A 16,610-nucleotide genomic window follows, 5' to 3' on the forward strand; every position below is an offset into this window, starting at 1 on the left:
CAAGATGCTGGACAAACTTTTCGGACTTTACGGGCGCACCATCGTCGTGACCGGCGGCTATGGCCAGATCGGCCGGGCCATGGCGAATGGCCTTGTCGGCTGCGGCGCGAATGTCGCCATTGTCGAGCCAAACGCCAGCGATGAAGCGACGGCCAAGGCGTTTCCGGATGGGCCGGGCAACAAGGTGATCAAGGCGTTCAAGGCCGACGTGACCGACCGCGCCTCGCTCGAGGCCGCACTTGAGGCGATCACCAAGCATTTCGGCACGCCATCCGGTCTTGTGAACAATGCCGCCCTCGACAGCCCGCCAAACTCCACAGCGGCGGAAAATGGCCCGTTCGAGGGTTACCCGGCCGCGAGCTGGGAGCGCATCATGGACGTCAATGTGAAGGGCGTCTTCCAGTGCTGCCAGGTCTTCGGCAAGGCCATGGCCGATGCGGGCAAGGGCTCCATCGCTAATGTCGCCTCCATCTATGGCACCGTTTCACCGGACCAGTCGCTGTACCAGTACCGGCGTGACCGGGGTGAGACCTTCTACAAGCCGGTCGCCTACAGCGCGTCGAAATCCGCGCTCTACAATCTGACACGGTATCTGGCCGTCTATTGGGGGCCGAAGGGCGTGCGCACCAATACGCTGACCTTTGCCGGCGTCTTCAACAATCAGGACGGCGAGTTTCTCGACAATTACGAAAAGAAGATCCCGCTGCGCCGGGGCGGCGATTATGACCGCCTGCGCGGCATGGCGCTCGCCGAAGACTATGTCGGCCCGACGGCTTTCCTGATGTCTGACGCCTCATCCTACGCCAATGGCGCGGACTTCCGCATCGATGGCGGCTTCCTGGCAATGTAAGGAAGTGGCGGCGCTGGCCGACTAGTTTCGGCCGCGCTGGCGGAGGTGTTTGCCGAGGCCGATTTCGTGGAGCGCTTCACGCTGCTGGATGACGCGGACGAGTGCGCGCTTCTCGTCGATCTCGGCCTGTAGCGCCTGCTTTTCGTCGGAGAGCGCGGCGATTTCAACCTCTAGCGCAGCCTGCCTGGCGGCGGCTTCGTCAAGCTCACGGCGCTGGTCGGCGCGTAGCCGGCGGCTGACCTCGAGATGCTCACGCGTTTCTTCATGGGCATTGCGCTCCTGGGAGAGCAGCATCTTCAGGTCGCGATGGGTCTTCTCGTGAGCGGCTTTTTCCCGTTTGAGGGCGTTGCGCTCTTCTGAGATGATGTATTTCAGATCGCGGTGCGTTTTCTCGTGGGCCTCTTTTTCCTTTGTGAGCTCCGCTCTCGTGCTTTTATGCGCGTTCCGCTCTTCCGAGAGGATCTGCTTCAGATCCTGGTGGGTTTTCTCGTGGGCAGTCTTTTCCTTCTCGAGGTCGGCTTCCAGACGGGCGCGTGTTTGCTCATGGGCGCCCTTCTCTTTAGACAGCAGCAGGTCGAAATCCCGGCGCGCTGATTCCTGTGCAGCCTTTGCCGATTCCAGCTTTTGCTGCAGGTCTGCTGACAGATTGCGGAAGGCTTCTAGCCGCTCCTTTAGGGCGTCACGTGCCGTCACTGTCGTCTGCAATTTGCTTTCAAGGTCCCCGACGCGCGCTTCGGCGTGGGTGAGCAGCCGTTTTGTCGAGTTGAAGTCCTGCTTCGAGCCTTTCAGGAGCTCGTTGGCTTCCGCGAGCTTGCCTTCAAGCTCCTTGCGGGTCGTCATCGACTCCACGAGCGTTTTCTTGAGCTCCTCGGCGCGCTCATATTGATGGTCGAGCGAGCTCTTGATGTCCGCGACTTTCTTGAGATGCTCTTCATCCCGAGCGTTCATCTTTTCGTGGAGCGCATCGGTCGCTGTCTGGAATGCTTCCAGCCGGGCCTTGTATTTCTCTACAGCTTCAGCGAGTTGGTCCGATTTCTGGCGCAGCCGCTTCCGGTCAGCGTCGGCCTTGTCGTAGTGCCCTTGCAGGCCAATGCGATAGGCTTCAGCGCGCTCGAGCTCTGCACGAAACTGCGTTTCGGCACGTTCGCTTTCGGTGCGAAGCCGATTCACCTCTCGCAGGACGCGTTTTGAGATGGACGCATCCCCATCGGTGGATGGAAAGGCTGATTGAAGACGGTCCACGTCGGCGAGTTGATTACGCAGCTTTGTAAACTCATGCAGAATGACGACAGTCGACCCGTCAGAAGCTGCGTGTTTCGTAGCATCGACTTCGTTTGCGAGGGCCGAGAAGAAGCCGGCTGCCCAAGTGCAGTCTTTACCTGCGAGGAAAACCGTGCCGGAGGTCTCTGAAGGGATGTCGACCGCTTTCTTCAACTTCGCCAGCTTCTGGCTGCCATCGTAGAGGTGAGCCTCAAAACCCGCATCCATCAGAGGCTGAAGCTCTGCCAGCAGGCTATCGCGCGTTTCGGCGGTGAGGTTCTTGTGGCTGTATTCCAGCATGACAAGCGCCGTGCGTGCGCGCTCAAGTGTCTTGCGGGCGCCCGCGAGGACTTGGTTTTCGTGCCCCTCAGTATCAATCTTGAGGAAGTCTATGCGGTCCAGCGCCTTCACAGGCTCGCACCTGTCGAGGGCGACCTTGGCGACCGTCACCGTATCGAGCACCGGCGAACGGCCCGTGTCACGCAGTCCGCTGAAGGCCCCGTCAGTGGCAACGAAGAACTTCGCCTTGACACCCTTATCAGAAACAGCAGCGTTCACGGCTTCGACGCGATCATTCAGCCCATTTTGCGCAATGTTCTTTTCCAGGAGTTCAAACGCCGACGGGAGCGGCTCCAAGGCCACGACCTTGCCTTTATGGGCGACATGCCCGGCATGAACGCCGAACAGGCCGAAATTGGCGCCGATATCGACGGTATTGGCATCGTCCGGAAGCGTCGCGGTGAGGGCGTTCAGGACGTCGGTCTCATTCATGTTGCCGAGGTAGAACTCCGCGCCGAACAGGTCCCCGAGATCGACGTCGAAGCTCAACCCGTTCTTTAACTGGGCCGTGCCAGTCCTTCCGGAGCCAGCCGGGAAGACAGACCGCAGTCTTGTGCGGATCAGTCCGCTCAGCTCAATCCGGGCCTGCGTGTCGCGAAGGGTCGCCAGAAGCTGGAAGAGCGAATGGATATCCGGCTCGGGCGACTTTCCCTTCAGCAAGTAAGGCGCGCGTCGATCAGCCGTTGGGGTTTTCGCTGTCGCGGTCTTACTCTGTTTGTGTGGCTGCGCCATGCTTGTCATCCGTCTACGGAAACTTGATCACCAGACCGGATCGCCCGATGCGGCGTCTATTTCAAGTTAGGATTTTGTTTTCTTGGCGGCTCGTTCTTCCTGCCGGTACAGCCTGCCCCATGTCTTGTCCGCCTCATCGCCGGGCGACTGGTCGAGATAGATCTTTCCCATTTTCCTTACGCCCTCATCCGTCACCAGGTCTGGCCAGTACTGTTTCATCTGAGACCGGTCATACGACATGAGCGCTGTGTTTCCGGCCCGAAGCTCTTCTTCTATGCCGACATAGTGTTCACAAATTGACTGCGGTGCATCGACGATCGCGTAGCCACTGTCCCAGATCTTCAGCGACAGGTCAGTATCCGACTTGTAGAAAACATAGTCGTCCTCATTGGCGTATTGCGCGGCCTCAAGTGCCTCGCGCGTATAGATGCCGTGATTGAGCATCAGGTTGCCGCCAATCGTCCGCTGGACGTAGTAACGTTTCTGTTTTGGCCAGTCGCGGAAATAGAAGGCGCAGGCCCCGACAGGGACGCCAGCCTGTTTTGCGGCTTCGATCTGCGCAATACCATTGCGGATCGCGCCGGGCATCAGCAGGCAATCATCCGAAATCATGAGAATGTAGTCAGCCGAGGCGGCGCGGAAGCCCATATTCATGAAGCCGCCCCAGCTGCGCCGACGCATCGATGTGTTGCCAGACTTGTAGCGATTGTACTGGAGGATGGTGATCACATCCTCCTGCTTGGTCAGCCACGGAATGGTGCGATCATTGGAGCCGCCATCTACAACGATGATCTCACCATCAAGTCCTTCGAGCTCGCGGCGCACGGAGGCGATACATTTCTCGAGAAGTTTGCGGCGGTTGAGGGTGCCGAGAACGACGCTGATGCGTGGACGGGTGTCGAGACAGGCATGCCGTGGGCGCGGGGCGCCCGCCCGTGTTATGTCCGGGCGGATGGGATCAACAGCATGATCGACGACGTAACGGCGCTGTTCATCGCTTAACGCCGCATGCCAGTTGCTGATTGCGGCTTTTTCAGCCGTCTGAGGTGCTGGCGGGGTGGTGCGGCGTCCGCGGATGATTGAATTCGCAGCACGGCGCACGCGTCTTGCCCACTCCATTTCCTGCTCCTGCTAATTTTCTGCCGGTCGACTTAATCGATTTCAGCACGTCGTCACACTTGCAAGGCCTATATCCAGCAGACCCGGCAAGTCGGACAGCTGAAGGCGAGCAGTTCACCCACCAGGTGGGAGGCCGCTCGCCGGAAGCCGACTGTACAGATTGTCCGCTTCAATGCTCAGGAAGCTGCCGGTGCACCGGTGCCATATGAGCTGCGCTCCCAGATTGGGTGGTCGTCCCTGATGAAGATGAGGTGCATCTGCCAGAGCGCATGGTCACCGGGCCGGAAAAGCGGATCGCACATGTCCACGCAGCGGAAGCCGAGCGACTTCATGTGCAGGGACATCTCATCGAAGGTGAGGTTCTTGCGATCGACGAAATTCAGTTTGAAGTTGTAAACCTCCATCATGATGAGGCTCGTATTCTTCAGCGTTTCCTCGCACCCGGCGAGGATGTCGAGTTCAACGCCGTGCGTGTCGAACTTCATGAAGTACGGCCCCGGCATATCGAATTCCTTGACGAGCGTGTCGATCTTCCGCAGCGGCGTTGTGTGAACATTGTCGCCCGCCGTGACCTTGGAAAGTGCGCCGCCAACATCGTTCGACTTGAGGAACTGCCCTTCGCCATCTTCGGACGAAGCGCCGCATACGACGTACTTTGTCCCTTCATGTGTGGCTGCAAGCTTCTCCCAGATCTCGAGGAAGCGGGGGTCCATATCGATGAGCAGAGCCTGCATGTCTGGCCAATGTGACTTGTAGAAACCCAGATCGTCGCCTCGGCCGGACCCGATATTAATCAAGCTGCCAACCTCGATTTTCTTTTCTGCGATCCTGGCAAATGCATCTGCGATATGGGCGGAATTCTCAATTGGCATGCGGCAATCCTCAAGCGTCGATAGTGCGTTCCCGTGTAGACGCAATTACGCAGGCAGAGCAAGCGGTGTGCGGATGTTACGTAGTTGACATTTTAACGCTGTGAGAGATTCTCCCCACAAGTGGGTTGGAGTTCATTAAGCATGTCTATTGTTAAACAGGACGTTCGGGGCGGGGATCAGGCTCAAGCGACGACGGCGCCAGGGCGCGACTACGAAGCTGAGCTTGCGGCTCTTCGAACCGATCGCAACCGCTGGCGGGCCGAAGCTGAAAAGCTATCCGAGCAGTTCCAGAATACACCTACGATTGATCGCTCCTACCTTCTGACCAAGGGCACGATGCGGCAGCGTCAGACCTACCATGCGCTGGCAAAGGAAGTTAAGGCAGCTGATATCCAGCGGCGCCGAGAGCTTGGTCAGAAATACCTTGCAGAACAGAAGCTGGATCCGGACACGTCAAAATTGGTCGTGCTGCAGAAGGATGGCTTTGCGTCGGTCGACCTCAGCCATCATCCGCTGGTTCAGGACGCGGTCAAAGAGTGTCTTGATACCTATCAGGGAGCAATCGACTCCGGAAAGGAGCTCCTGTCCAAGGACAGCCTCGAATTTGTTGGCGACGCTGGCTGGCCGTTTATCGCCAGCGGTGGGGTCTACAAGCTGGCGACGAGCCCGCTGCTGCTTGCCCCGGTTATCCGTTATTTCGGCATGTTCCCAATCATGACCGGCTTCGGCCTGCTGTCAGCCCGCAATGAAGAGTTCTATCCGCATTCGTCACAGCGCCTGCACTTCGACCCGGAAGACCGCACGCAGCTGAAGGTTTTCTTCTACATCACTGATGTGGATGAGACGTCCGGACCGTTCATGGCCGTCCCGGCCGAGGACAGCGCCGTTCTCTACAATGACCCGGATTTCAAACTGGCCCGTCAGGATGACACCGCGGTTCGGGAGGGATCGATCCGCACATTCACCGGCCCGGCTGGTACGGCGATTTACTGTGATACATGCCGCTGCCTGCATGCAGGGGCACGGCCCGGCGACAAGAAGCGCCTCATGCTGAGCATTGAGTACAATATACCAACGCATCTTCATTCGAAGCTCTGGGAGGGTGACCCGGTGCCAGAGCGTCGCAGCCGGACGCTAAAGGTCAGGGATTATAACCTGAATGAGTATACCGAAGCCTTGCTGGCACACCCCAAGCCCGCGTAAGGCTTGCGAAACGACCAGTTGGGATACATTCCAGTTCAAGGGAGCGGGATAGCTCATGCCTGATACAGCGCAGGACGTGAACGTCGAGAAACTTGTCGGCGAACGGGACTTCTGGCGAAACAAGGCCGAGCAGTTCATGGAGGTGTCACGCTCTGCTGCGGTGTTCGAACGCTCCTTTGTCATCCGGCACGGGAGCATGAAGCAGCGCCAGCAGTATCATGAACTGGCCCGCTTCATAAAAAGCGAAGAGATTGCGCGCCGCGAGGCGCTGGGACGGCGCTATCTCGCTGAACAGACGCTTGCCGCGGAAACGGCAGAGTTCGAGATCCCGCGGGACGTTGCGCACGCTTCGATCAATCTGAGCCATGACCAACTGGTGAAGGATGCCGTGTCGGAGGGGCTGAAATCCTATGAGGACGCAATTGCCTCGGGCCGCGAGTTCCTGTCGAAGGATAGCCTCCAATTCCTTGGGTCAGCCGGCAAGCCGTTCGGGGCCGACAGCGCGATCTTCAAGCTTGCGACCAGCCCGCTGCTACTGGCCCCGATCATCCGCTATTTTGGCATGTTTCCGATCATGACGGGCTTTGGCGTCACGCTGGCAAAGAATTCCGAATTTCATCGCAAATCGTCCCAACGCCTTCACTTCGACCCGGAAGACCGTGCGCAACTGAAAGTCTTTCTCTACATCACCGATGTGGACGCAAATTCCGGTCCGTTCATGGCGGCTGCCGCGAAGGACTGCGAGTTCCTGTTCGAGCGTCCTGATTTTGTCCTCGACCGCCAGGAAGACTCGGTTCTGGCCGACGGCGCCCTGCACGAATATCACGGGCCGGCGGGCACGATCATCTTCACCGATACGTGCCGGTGTCTGCACGGAGGCGGACGCCCGGGCGAGCGCGAACGCGTCATGCTGAGCATGGAATACAACATGCCAACCTATCTCGGGGCCAAGCTCTGGGAGGGCGATCCGGAAGCCGAGCGTTGCCGGACGGAAAATATCCGCGTCGACAATCCCGATGAGTTCATGGAAGCATTGCTCGCTCACCCAAAGACTGGCTAGTTTCAGTTTCTCCAACTAGGTTTTCGCGTCTGTTGAGTGTTGTCACGGCACTCCTTGTTTCTGTTGTCCTGACATAGGGTTTCCATGCTCGTACACTTTCATATTCCAAAGACTGCGGGCACCAGCACCAAACGCGTCATTGAAAGCTGGTATGAGCTCTACCGGGTCGAGCAAGGGCAACGCATCACGGAACTGCGCGAAGGCGCGGGCGAGGAAATCTGTGTGACCAGCCATTTCGCCTCATCGATTTTTGGCGAGGAGGGCGCGCTGACAGAGGCTTTGCCGGAAGTCATAGGGAATCCGGACTACAAGGTGTTCACGCTTCTGCGAGATCCCCTCGATCACCTCGTGTCGTCCTATTACCACCTTCGCCGCAAGAGCGATAAGGACCTGCCGCAAGACATCGTGTCGTTCGCGGAGTTTCCGAACCGCTTCATATATAGAAACTCGATGTGTGCGAGTAACGCCGAAGAGCGCTCCAACATTCTCAACTCGTTCTATTTCATCGGCGACACGTCTGACATCGACGGCTCCATGAAGTATCTGGCAGAGCTTCTCGGGAAGCCTCCGGTCGATGTGCCAAAAGAGAATGTCGGAGATCGTGACGAGCTCATTCTACAGCTGACCTCCAGGGAACGCGCGCGGATCGAACGTGCGCTCGCGCCAGAATATGAGCTGTTTGAAACAGTTCGCGACATGTTGAGAGATCGCAGCTTTACAGGCAGTCCGGACGCACGGGCGGACCAGTTCGCGTTTACCAGCAAGATGGAGCGCCAGATTCTCAGCCCTGAGCTTCCGAACGCAGATGACGTTGAAGAGGTCAACCTGCAGACGAGCATGCGGGAGCGCGAAAAGGCCTTTAACGAGATCATCGCCTCAAAGTCGGCCCGGATCGAAGAACTTGAACTGCGTGAAGCCTATCTGTCAGGTCAGTTGAAACGCGAGCGGGAGCAGAAGAACGCGGCGCTTCTGGAGGCGCGCGCCTTCAGCCACCTGCTACGGGTAGAGCGAAAGCAGCGATCGGCTGAGCGCGCCCTTGTGGGAAGGCTGTTCCCTTCATGGGAGGTGCAGAAGTGGCGGCTCATCCGGGTGAAGAACAAGCTGGGCCGTCTTTCGAAGCCCGTTCGCAATATTGCTGGCCGCGCCCTGAACAGGTTCAGATAGACGGCTGGAATGCGATGAGAGGGATGCGCAGCGGCGTCCCTTCACCCTGACAGATCCTGTGCGATGATCGCCTCAGGCATCACGCGACGTTGTCGAGATACCACTGATAGGTCGAGGCAATGCCATCGCGCAGGCTGATCGATGGCTCCCAGCCCATTTCGCGCAGCCGATCAGCTGACATCAGCTTGCGCGGCGTGCCGTCTGGCTTGGTCTCATCCTTGACGATCTTGCCGTCGAAGCCCACCACGTCTGCGACCATTTCCATCAGTTCGAGAATGGTGACGTCGGTGCCGGAGCCAACATTCACGTGCTCATAGCCGGAATAGTTCTTGAGCAGGAAGACGAGCGCGTCGGCGCAGTCGTCGCAGTGAAGGAATTCGCGGCGCGGCGTGCCGGTGCCCCAGATCTCGATCTCGCTTGCGCCAGCTTTCTTGGCCTCATGCGCCTTGCGGATGAGGGCCGGCAGGACGTGGCTGGATTTGAGGTCGAAATTATCGCCGGGGCCGTAGAGATTGGTCGGCATGGCGGAGACATAGTCGCGGCCATACTGTTTGCGATAGGCCTGCGCGAGCTTTATGCCGGCGATCTTGGCGATCGCGTACCATTCATTGGTAGGCTCGAGCGGACCGGTCAGCAGGCTCTCCTCGACGATCGGCTGGTCGGCGAATTTCGGGTAGATGCAACTGGAGCCAAGAAATAGGATGCGGTTCACATCCTGTTTGTGGGCCGCATTGATGATGTTCGCCTCGATCATGAGGTTGTCGTAGAGAAAATCTGCCGGATAGGTGTCATTGGCGAGAATACCGCCGACCTTGGCGGCTGCCACGACAATGGCGTCCGGCTTCATGTCGGCCAGAAGCTTTTCGGTCTCGTCCTGACGGATGAGATTGGCCTTGTCGCGGCCGGCGATGATCACCTCGCAGTTTTCCTGCTCCAGACGGCGCACGGTTGCGGCGCCGACCATCCCGCGATGGCCGGCAACCCACACCCGTTTTCCAGCGAGGTCATACATGATCAGGCGTCCTTCCAGACCGGGTCGCGCTGCATGACCTTGAGGTCGGACTGGACCATCTCACGAGCGAGATCGCGCGGAGAGGTTTCGTGGCTCCAGCCAAGCTGTGTCTGGGCCTTGGCCGGATCACCAAGCAGGAGCTCAACCTCGGTCGGGCGGAAGTAGCGTGGGTCGACCTCGATGAGGCATTTGCCGGTTTCAGAGCAGTAGCCCTTCTCGTCGACGCCCTTGCCCTTCCATTCGAGCTTGATGCCGACATCTTCGAAGGCCCACTCGACGAACTGACGCACATGGGTCGTCTCACCGGTGGCAAGGACATAGTCGTCTGCCTTGTCCTGCTGCAGCATGAGCCACATGCCGCGGACATACTCACGGGCATGGCCCCAGTCGCGCTGGGCGTCGAGGTTGCCGAGATAGAGCTTCTCCTGGCGGCCAAGCTTGATCGCAGCAGCAGCGCGCGTGATCTTGCGGGTCACAAAGGTTTCGCCGCGCAGCGGGCTCTCATGGTTGAACAGAATGCCGTTGGAGGCGTGCATGCCATAGGCTTCGCGGTAGTTCACCACGATCCAGTAAGCGTAGAGCTTGGCAGCAGCGTAGGGGCTGCGTGGATAGAAGGGGGTGGTTTCCTTCTGCGGCACTTCCTGCACGAGGCCGTACAGCTCTGACGTGGAGGCCTGATAGAAACGGGTCTTTTCTTCCATGCCGAGGATACGGATCGCCTCGAGCAGGCGAAGCGCGCCCACGGCGTCAGCGTTCGCGGTGTACTCAGGCGTCTCGAAGGAGACCTGAACGTGGCTCTGTGCGGCGAGGTTGTAGATCTCGTCTGGCTGGGACTCCTGGACGATCCGGATGAGGTTCGTCGAATCGGTCATGTCGCCATAGTGGAGGATCAGGCGCGGGTCATCGACATGCGGGTCCTGATAGAGATGCTCGATACGTCCGGTATTGAACGAGGAAGACCGGCGCTTCACGCCATGGACCGTATAGCCCTTCTCCAGCAGGAGTTCGACCAAGTACGCCCCATCCTGTCCCGTCACGCCAGTGACCAGCGCTGTCTTGTTTTTCGTTGTCATTGAAACAGTCCCGTAACTAAACTTTTGGGCACAGAAGATGCGCCGCCCCAAAGTCCATTAGCGAAGGGCTGGCGTGGGCTCAACTGCTTCACCCACAAAGTGCATGTTTATTGATTTATGGCGCGCTTTTGCCACGCAGGACGTGGCGGCAGGTTTGGGGTTCTAGCGGTCCTTAAGCGGTTTCCACCACCACTCATTCTCGATAAACCAGTCGATGGTTCGGGCGAGGCCTTCTTCGAATGATACCGATGACGTCCAAGAGAGCTCGTTTTCAATCTTGCTGGCATCGATGGCATAGCGAAGGTCGTGGCCGGGTCGGTCAGTGACAAATTCGATAAGGTCGCGGCGCGGCTTGTCCGCTGGACGGCGCGCGTCGATGAGGTCGCAGATGGCCTCGACCACCTGGAGATTGGTGCGCTCTGAATTGCTACCAATATTGTAGGTCTCGCCAGGCGCGCCCTTTAGAGCCACAGTGGCAAGAGCATTGGCGTGGTCTTCCACAAACAGCCAGTCGCGGACATTCTCGCCTTTGCCGTAGACAGGCAGTGGCTTCATCGCGAGCGCGTTCAGGATGACCAGAGGGATCAGCTTTTCCGGGAAGTGGTACGGCCCGTAATTGTTCGAGCAGTTCGTCACGATGACCGGCAGGCCATAGGTGCGGCCCCAGGCGCGGGCGAGGTGATCGGAGGAGGCCTTGGAGGCAGCGTAAGGCGAGGACGGCTCGTAGCGGGAGTCTTCGGTGAAGATGCCTGAATCAAGCGGCAGGTCGCCGTATACCTCGTCAGTGGACACGTGGACGAAGCGGAAGCTGTCAGATTTGTTCAGGTCTTCCGCCCAGTAGCGACGCGCAGCCTGCAGCATCGTGCTGGTGCCGACGATATTGGTCTGTATGAACTCACCCGGCCCTGTGATCGAGCGGTCGACATGGCTCTCGGCGGCGAGATGAAGGACTGCATCGATCCTGTTCTCGACCAGAAGACGGTAGACGAGCGCTTCGTCGCAAATGTCACCCTGAACGAAGCGGTAATTCTCCAGGTCTTCGATGGGCCTCAGCGAGCTGAGATTCGCGGCATAGGTCAGCTTGTCGAGATTGGTCACATCGTGACCGAGGTCGCCAGCCAGGTGCCGGCAGACAGCTGAACCGATAAAGCCAGCGCCGCCCGTTACGAGAAAGTTCATGTCGCGTCCGTGTGCAGTCCATCCTCATCGTGCAGGGCTGGCGCCGGTGAGGCCAGCTTGACGATGCTCAACGCCCGATGTCATAGAACGCCCCTCAAGTCGAGGCCAGTGCGGCCACAGATGATTGGTAGAGCAGGGGATTTCGTATGAAGGGCATCGTTCTGGCCGGAGGCACCGGTTCACGCCTGTTCCCTATGACGATGGCAGCCTCGAAACAGCTGCTTCCTGTGTTCGACAAGCCGATGGTTTTCTACCCGATCAGCGTCCTGATGCTGGCTGGGATCAAGGATATCATCATTATCACGACTCCCCACGACCAGCCTGCATTCGAGCGGCTCCTGGGCGATGGCAGCCGTTTTGGGGTGAACTTCACCTTCCGCGTCCAGCCAGAACCGAAAGGCATCGCACAGGCCTTCACGATCGCCGAAGACATCATCGATGGTGAACCTTGCGCGCTCGTTCTGGGGGATAACATCTTCTATGGCGGCGGCCTTGGCGGCCTGTTGCTCAAGGCGGCGGCGATCAGTGATGGGGCGACGGTTTTCTCCTATCCGGTCAGCGATCCTGAGCGTTATGGCGTTGTCGAATTCGGTGCTGACGGGCGCGCTGTGTCCATCGAAGAGAAGCCTGCGCAGCCGAAGTCGAACCACGCGGTAACTGGTCTTTATTTCTATGACGCGAGCGTTTGTGACCGGGCCAAGGCGCTGAAGCCATCTGCGCGCGGCGAGCTCGAGATCACTGATCTCAACCGCACCTATATGGAAGAGGGCAACCTGTCGGTGCAGCCGCTGGGGCGCGGGTTTGCCTGGCTCGACACCGGCACGCCAGATAGTCTTCTGGATGCAAGCCAGTTTGTGGCCGCCATTGAAAAGCGCCAGGGCATGAAGGTTTGCTGTCCCGAAGAGATTGCCCTGCATCGCGGTTTCATCACCCGGGCTGAGCTGGAGAAGAATGCAGATTTCTACGGCAAGTCTGAATACGCCGCCTATCTGCGCAAGCTGCTCACCCAGAAGGGCTAGGCGCTAGGCTTTCCCGATAGAATTTCGCACGACGCTGGCGCTCATTGGCTGCCATGCCGGCATGGGGCCGAGCAGGCTGTCGGCAAGTGTGACATCCAAGACGAGGCCTCTCGCGCGCTGCGCAGGCGTCTGGAAGGTGCTGCCGGGCACAGGCGTCATTTCAGGCGTCGGGCCGCCGGTTTTACCCGACACATTAAATATCTCGCGGGCCCATCCATAGCGGCTGACAGGTTCGGGCGGGCCAAGATGGAGGAGAGTTGGCACGTCCTCTTTCGCGACCATCAGATCGCTCAGCTTCAAGAGGTGAGCGGCCAGCGGATCGACATGGGTCGGACGACCATATTCATCATTGACGAGTTGAAGGTGATCGCGCTGCGCGGCGACAGCGAGGATCTTGCTGATGAAGCTTTCGCCTTCGCCTGAGAATAGCCAGCTGACGCGCGCGATGCAGTGACGGCCGCCAGCTGCACGGACCGCCAGTTCGCCCTCGAGCTTGCTCTGCCCATAGACAGAGTTGGGCGCGGGCTCTGCCTGTTCGGTCACGGGTTGATCCGGATCGCCCTTGCTGAACACCATATCCGTCGAGATATGGATAAGGGGAATGGCTTCTGCGGCGCAGACCTCAGCGATGAGGCCGGCGCCCTTGGCATTTATCTGGTGGGCTCGATCGGCCTCAGCCTCAGCGCCATCGACATTGGTATAAGCAGCGGTGTTGATGACGAGCTTGGGACGCGATCGGCGAATGGTCTGCGCGATTGAGGCACGGTCCGTTAAGTCGAGCGCGTTTCGGTCTAGCGCGGTGCAGCCGAGGCGGCCCAACGCCTGACCCAGTCGCCCTCCGCCGCCCGTGACAAGTATGGCGTTCGGGTCCATCAGTCTGCGGGCGCGAATGGAGATTTCAGCGCGCCGAGGTCTGGCCAGTCATGGTCGCGTCTGGAGAGAGTGACGTTCTCTCTGATCGGCCAGTCGATGGCTGAGCCTTCTCCATTCCAGAGCAAGCCGCCCTCGGTCTCCGGCGCGTAGTGATCGGTGACCTTGTAGTAGACGAGCGTATCAGGATCGAGCGTCTGGTAGCCATGGGCGAATCCGGCCGGGACGTAGAAGACTTGCGGCTGCTCACTGCTCAGCTCAAGGCAGATCGATTTGCCATAGGTCGGCGAGCCGGTGCGGATATCGACGATCGCATCGAAGATCCGGCCGCGAATAACCTGGATGAGCTTTGCTTGTGCGTGCGGCGGTGCCTGAAAGTGAAGCCCGCGCGTTGTGCCGACTTCCGCGGAGAAGGCATAATTGTCCTGAACCCAGTCTTCCTGCGGCAGGCCAGCCTCTCTCCAGTCGCGGGCATTCCATGTTTCGCAGAACCAGCCGCGCTCATCACCCGCGCGCTTCAGGCTGAGCAGGGTTGGCCCGGATATGGAAAAAGTCTCGACAGACGTGATTGGCATGGCGCTTGATTGCCTTCACCGCAGCGAAGGTCAAGCCATCGCTGGTTGCAATCTGGGGTGTGTCGCGCCTAAAGCCTTGTGACGTTCGTGGAGGGAAAAGCGTAGATGACGATCTCTATCAAACCGGTAGTGTTGTGTGGGGGGAATGGGACGCGGCTGTGGCCGCTGTCGACGCCGCGACATCCAAAGCAGTTTCTCAACCTGCTCGGTGCCTCATCAATGCTGGAAGTGACGCTGGCGCGGGTTCAGGGGAACCCTGTCGACGGCCTGTCCTTCAGCCAGCCCATGGTGATCGGGGCAGAGCGTCATGGTGAACTGATGGGTGGTCTTGCTGGCAACGCCGACATCCTGATGGAGCCTGTCGGGAAGAACTCCGCAGCCCCCGTGGCGGCGGCAGCCCTTTCGGCAGATGTCGATGACCTCGTCCTGATCCTCCCCGCCGACCATGACATTGCAGACCTTGGCGCATTTCACCGCGCGGTCCTCGCCGGTGCGCAAGCTGCAAAGACGGGCAGCATTGTGACCTTCGGGATCATCGCCGAAACGCCTGCGACGGGCTATGGCTATATCGAAGCGGCCAGCAAGTCGGGCGATGTCATCGACGTGGTGCGCTTCGTTGAGAAGCCGGACCTTGAGACGGCAAAGTCCTATATCGCTTCGGGCAACTTCTTCTGGAATGCAGGTATCTTCCTCTTCCGCGCGGGCGACATGATCGACGCATTCGAGGCGCATGCGCCGGATATTCTGGAGGCGGTCAGCGCCGCCATGCCGACATCCAAGCAAGGCACGGCCGCAAGCTTCGACACGGCCGCCTTCGAGGCCTGCCGTTCGCAGTCGATCGACTATGCGATCATTGAGCACCATGACGATCTGAAAGTCGTGCCCGTCGACATGGGCTGGAGCGATATTGGTGACTTCCAGGCGCTTTGGGAGCGGTCTGAGAAGGATGAGAATGGTAATGTTCTCATCGGCAATGTCAGGGCGATTGACTGCAAGAACTGCTATATCCGCGCGACTGATACTTCGATATCGGTAGCAGGCCGGGAGAATACAGTGGTCGTTGCGGCGGGCGGGGAGATGCTTGTCTGCGACATGCACACGGTCCAGTCGGTCAAGGAACTGGCCAGGGCCTGAGGTTTCACCGCGCCCAACGCGGACATAAGAAAAGGCGGACTCACGAGGTCCGCCTTTTTCAATTCTTGTTCTGGAAGATATCAGCGTGTCGGCTGGGAGACTTCCGGATTGATCTCGATCAGGTTGACCACATAGACCAGCGACGCGTCTGGCGGGACGAGGTCATCTAGGCCCGCATCGCCATAGGCGAGCGGTGGCGGCAGGTGGCCGATCAGCACGTCGCCTTCCTTCATCAGGCTGAGAAGCTGCGCAAAGCCTGGAATGAGGTCGCCAGCGCGCACGACAAGCGGCGTCTGACGGCCCCATGTCGATGCGACGAGGGCGCCGTCTTCTGCAAGGCGGGCTTCATAATCGATGGCGACAAGGTCGTCGGCGCGCGGATTCGGTCCTTCACTTTCGCCATCCTCAATCTGGAAATAGGTCAGGCCAGATGGCTGGCGCTGGATGCCTTCGCGGGAGCGGTCCCAGGGCAGAAACTCTTCCCAGACGGCTTCAGAGACGCCGGCAGGCGGCGGCAGGCTGGCGACTTCTTCGGCATTGAGAAAGCCGTCGAGACGAATCTTGAAAACGAGATCGGAGTTCGGCGGGATGGCTGCGCTTGGCGATGCGCCGCCATAGGCAAGCTCTGCCGGAATATAGGTGATCCACTCATCGCCCGGCGTCATCCGTTTCAGGATCTCGGTCCAGCCCGCGATGACCTGGTCGATCACGAAGATTGCTGCTTCGCCGCGATCATAGGAGCTGTCGAATTTGGCGCCGGTCTCTGCGAGATAGCCCTCATAGGCGACAATAACCGTTGCGCCATCGAGAGGTGGCTCGCGGTCTTCGGGGCCTCGCGCGATCTCGATCCAGCGAAGGCCGTCTTCGGTGGTTTGCAGGCCTGCGCAGTTTGCCGGAAACGGCGGCTGGAACGTGCCAGACCCGCGGCCATAGTCCGGACATGGCGCACTCGCCTTCGCTGCGCGTTTTGCCGCCAGAGCCGCTTCGCTATCAGCTTCCATGGCTGCAGGTGTTTCAGTCTGAGACGCCGGGGCGGCGGTCTCACAGGCAGTCAGAACAAAGGTTGCCGCCGCGAGTCCGGTAAGAACTCTGGCGATCTGCCTCTGCTTGCGTTGCGGTTGAGCCATATCCACGCCCCCCTCCAAGTCT

15 protein-coding genes are annotated in these 16,610 nt (G+C 59.2%); 6 read left to right on the forward strand and 9 right to left on the reverse strand.

Annotation, left to right across the window (positions count from 1 at the left end; all coding sequences use genetic code 11):
• Positions 1-4: 4 nt before the first annotated feature.
• Positions 5-850 (forward strand): SDR family oxidoreductase, encoded by an 846-nt coding sequence (locus O4G74_RS04830; RefSeq protein ID WP_269401519.1) that lies wholly within the window; start codon positions 5-7, stop codon positions 848-850.
• Positions 851-871: 21 nt separating this feature from the next.
• Here the strand turns inward: O4G74_RS04830 and O4G74_RS04835 are convergent, their stop codons facing one another.
• The 3 genes from O4G74_RS04835 to O4G74_RS04845 form a co-directional block, all read right to left on the reverse strand.
• Positions 872-3,181 carry an FkbM family methyltransferase gene (locus O4G74_RS04835; RefSeq protein WP_269401520.1) on the reverse strand — a complete coding sequence of 770 codons (2,310 nt, stop codon included), beginning with the start codon at positions 3,179-3,181 and terminating at the stop codon, positions 872-874.
• Positions 3,182-3,247: 66 nt separating this feature from the next.
• Positions 3,248-4,300 carry a glycosyltransferase gene (locus tag O4G74_RS04840; protein WP_269401521.1) on the reverse strand — a complete coding sequence of 351 codons (1,053 nt, stop codon included), beginning with the start codon at positions 4,298-4,300 and terminating at the stop codon, positions 3,248-3,250.
• A gap of 176 nt (positions 4,301-4,476) precedes the next feature.
• A complete protein-coding gene (locus tag O4G74_RS04845) occupies positions 4,477-5,172 on the reverse strand; it encodes an FkbM family methyltransferase (protein WP_119378945.1) in 696 nt (231 codons plus the stop codon).
• A gap of 141 nt (positions 5,173-5,313) precedes the next feature.
• On the opposite strand from O4G74_RS04845, the gene O4G74_RS04850 reads away from it, so the two are divergent.
• The 3 genes from O4G74_RS04850 (at position 5,314) to O4G74_RS04860 (ending at position 8,599) form a co-directional block, all read left to right on the forward strand.
• The gene (locus O4G74_RS04850; RefSeq protein ID WP_269401522.1) at positions 5,314-6,375 is read left to right on the forward strand and encodes a hypothetical protein; all 1,062 of its coding nucleotides are present in this window, start codon (positions 5,314-5,316) and stop codon (positions 6,373-6,375) included.
• A gap of 55 nt (positions 6,376-6,430) precedes the next feature.
• Positions 6,431-7,435 carry a hypothetical protein gene (locus O4G74_RS04855; protein WP_269401523.1) on the forward strand — a complete coding sequence of 335 codons (1,005 nt, stop codon included), beginning with the start codon at positions 6,431-6,433 and terminating at the stop codon, positions 7,433-7,435.
• A gap of 84 nt (positions 7,436-7,519) precedes the next feature.
• A complete protein-coding gene (locus tag O4G74_RS04860; protein ID WP_269401524.1) occupies positions 7,520-8,599 on the forward strand; it encodes a sulfotransferase family 2 domain-containing protein in 1,080 nt (359 codons plus the stop codon).
• Positions 8,600-8,678: 79 nt separating this feature from the next.
• On the opposite strand, the gene fcl is transcribed toward O4G74_RS04860, so the two are convergent.
• The 3 genes from fcl to rfbB form a co-directional block, all read right to left on the reverse strand.
• Entirely contained in the window at positions 8,679-9,611 is a 933-nt protein-coding gene (gene fcl, locus O4G74_RS04865; protein ID WP_269401525.1) for a GDP-L-fucose synthase, read from the reverse strand.
• Between the two features lie 2 nt (positions 9,612-9,613).
• Entirely contained in the window at positions 9,614-10,684 is a 1,071-nt protein-coding gene (gmd, locus tag O4G74_RS04870) for a GDP-mannose 4,6-dehydratase (protein WP_269401526.1), read from the reverse strand.
• Between the two features lie 162 nt (positions 10,685-10,846).
• Positions 10,847-11,863, reverse strand: coding sequence for a dTDP-glucose 4,6-dehydratase (gene rfbB, locus O4G74_RS04875; protein WP_269401527.1), 1,017 nt, complete (start codon positions 11,861-11,863; stop codon positions 10,847-10,849).
• A 146-nt stretch (positions 11,864-12,009) separates the two neighbouring features.
• On the opposite strand from rfbB, the gene rfbA reads away from it, so the two are divergent.
• On the forward strand, positions 12,010-12,882 hold the full coding sequence (rfbA, locus tag O4G74_RS04880; protein ID WP_269401528.1) for a glucose-1-phosphate thymidylyltransferase RfbA: 873 nt from the start codon (positions 12,010-12,012) through the stop codon (positions 12,880-12,882).
• Positions 12,883-12,885: 3 nt separating this feature from the next.
• Here rfbA and rfbD read toward each other — a convergent pair whose 3' ends face one another.
• Together rfbD and rfbC are read right to left on the reverse strand one after the other, a co-directional pair.
• On the reverse strand, positions 12,886-13,755 hold the full coding sequence (gene rfbD, locus O4G74_RS04885; RefSeq protein WP_269401529.1) for a dTDP-4-dehydrorhamnose reductase: 870 nt from the start codon (positions 13,753-13,755) through the stop codon (positions 12,886-12,888).
• Positions 13,755-14,327, reverse strand: coding sequence for a dTDP-4-dehydrorhamnose 3,5-epimerase (rfbC, locus tag O4G74_RS04890; protein WP_269401530.1), 573 nt, complete (start codon positions 14,325-14,327; stop codon positions 13,755-13,757). The genes rfbD and rfbC overlap by 1 nt, the downstream gene beginning before the upstream one ends.
• Positions 14,328-14,432: 105 nt before the next feature.
• On the opposite strand from rfbC, the gene O4G74_RS04895 reads away from it, so the two are divergent.
• On the forward strand, positions 14,433-15,461 hold the full coding sequence (locus O4G74_RS04895; protein WP_269401531.1) for a mannose-1-phosphate guanylyltransferase: 1,029 nt from the start codon (positions 14,433-14,435) through the stop codon (positions 15,459-15,461).
• A gap of 80 nt (positions 15,462-15,541) precedes the next feature.
• On the opposite strand, the gene O4G74_RS04900 is transcribed toward O4G74_RS04895, so the two are convergent.
• Positions 15,542-16,588 (reverse strand): FKBP-type peptidyl-prolyl cis-trans isomerase, encoded by a 1,047-nt coding sequence (locus tag O4G74_RS04900; RefSeq protein WP_269401532.1) that lies wholly within the window; start codon positions 16,586-16,588, stop codon positions 15,542-15,544.
• Positions 16,589-16,610: the final 22 nt, after the last annotated feature.

This window comes from Henriciella marina, assembly GCF_027213945.1.
Lineage (GTDB): Bacteria > Pseudomonadota > Alphaproteobacteria > Caulobacterales > Hyphomonadaceae > Henriciella > Henriciella marina_A.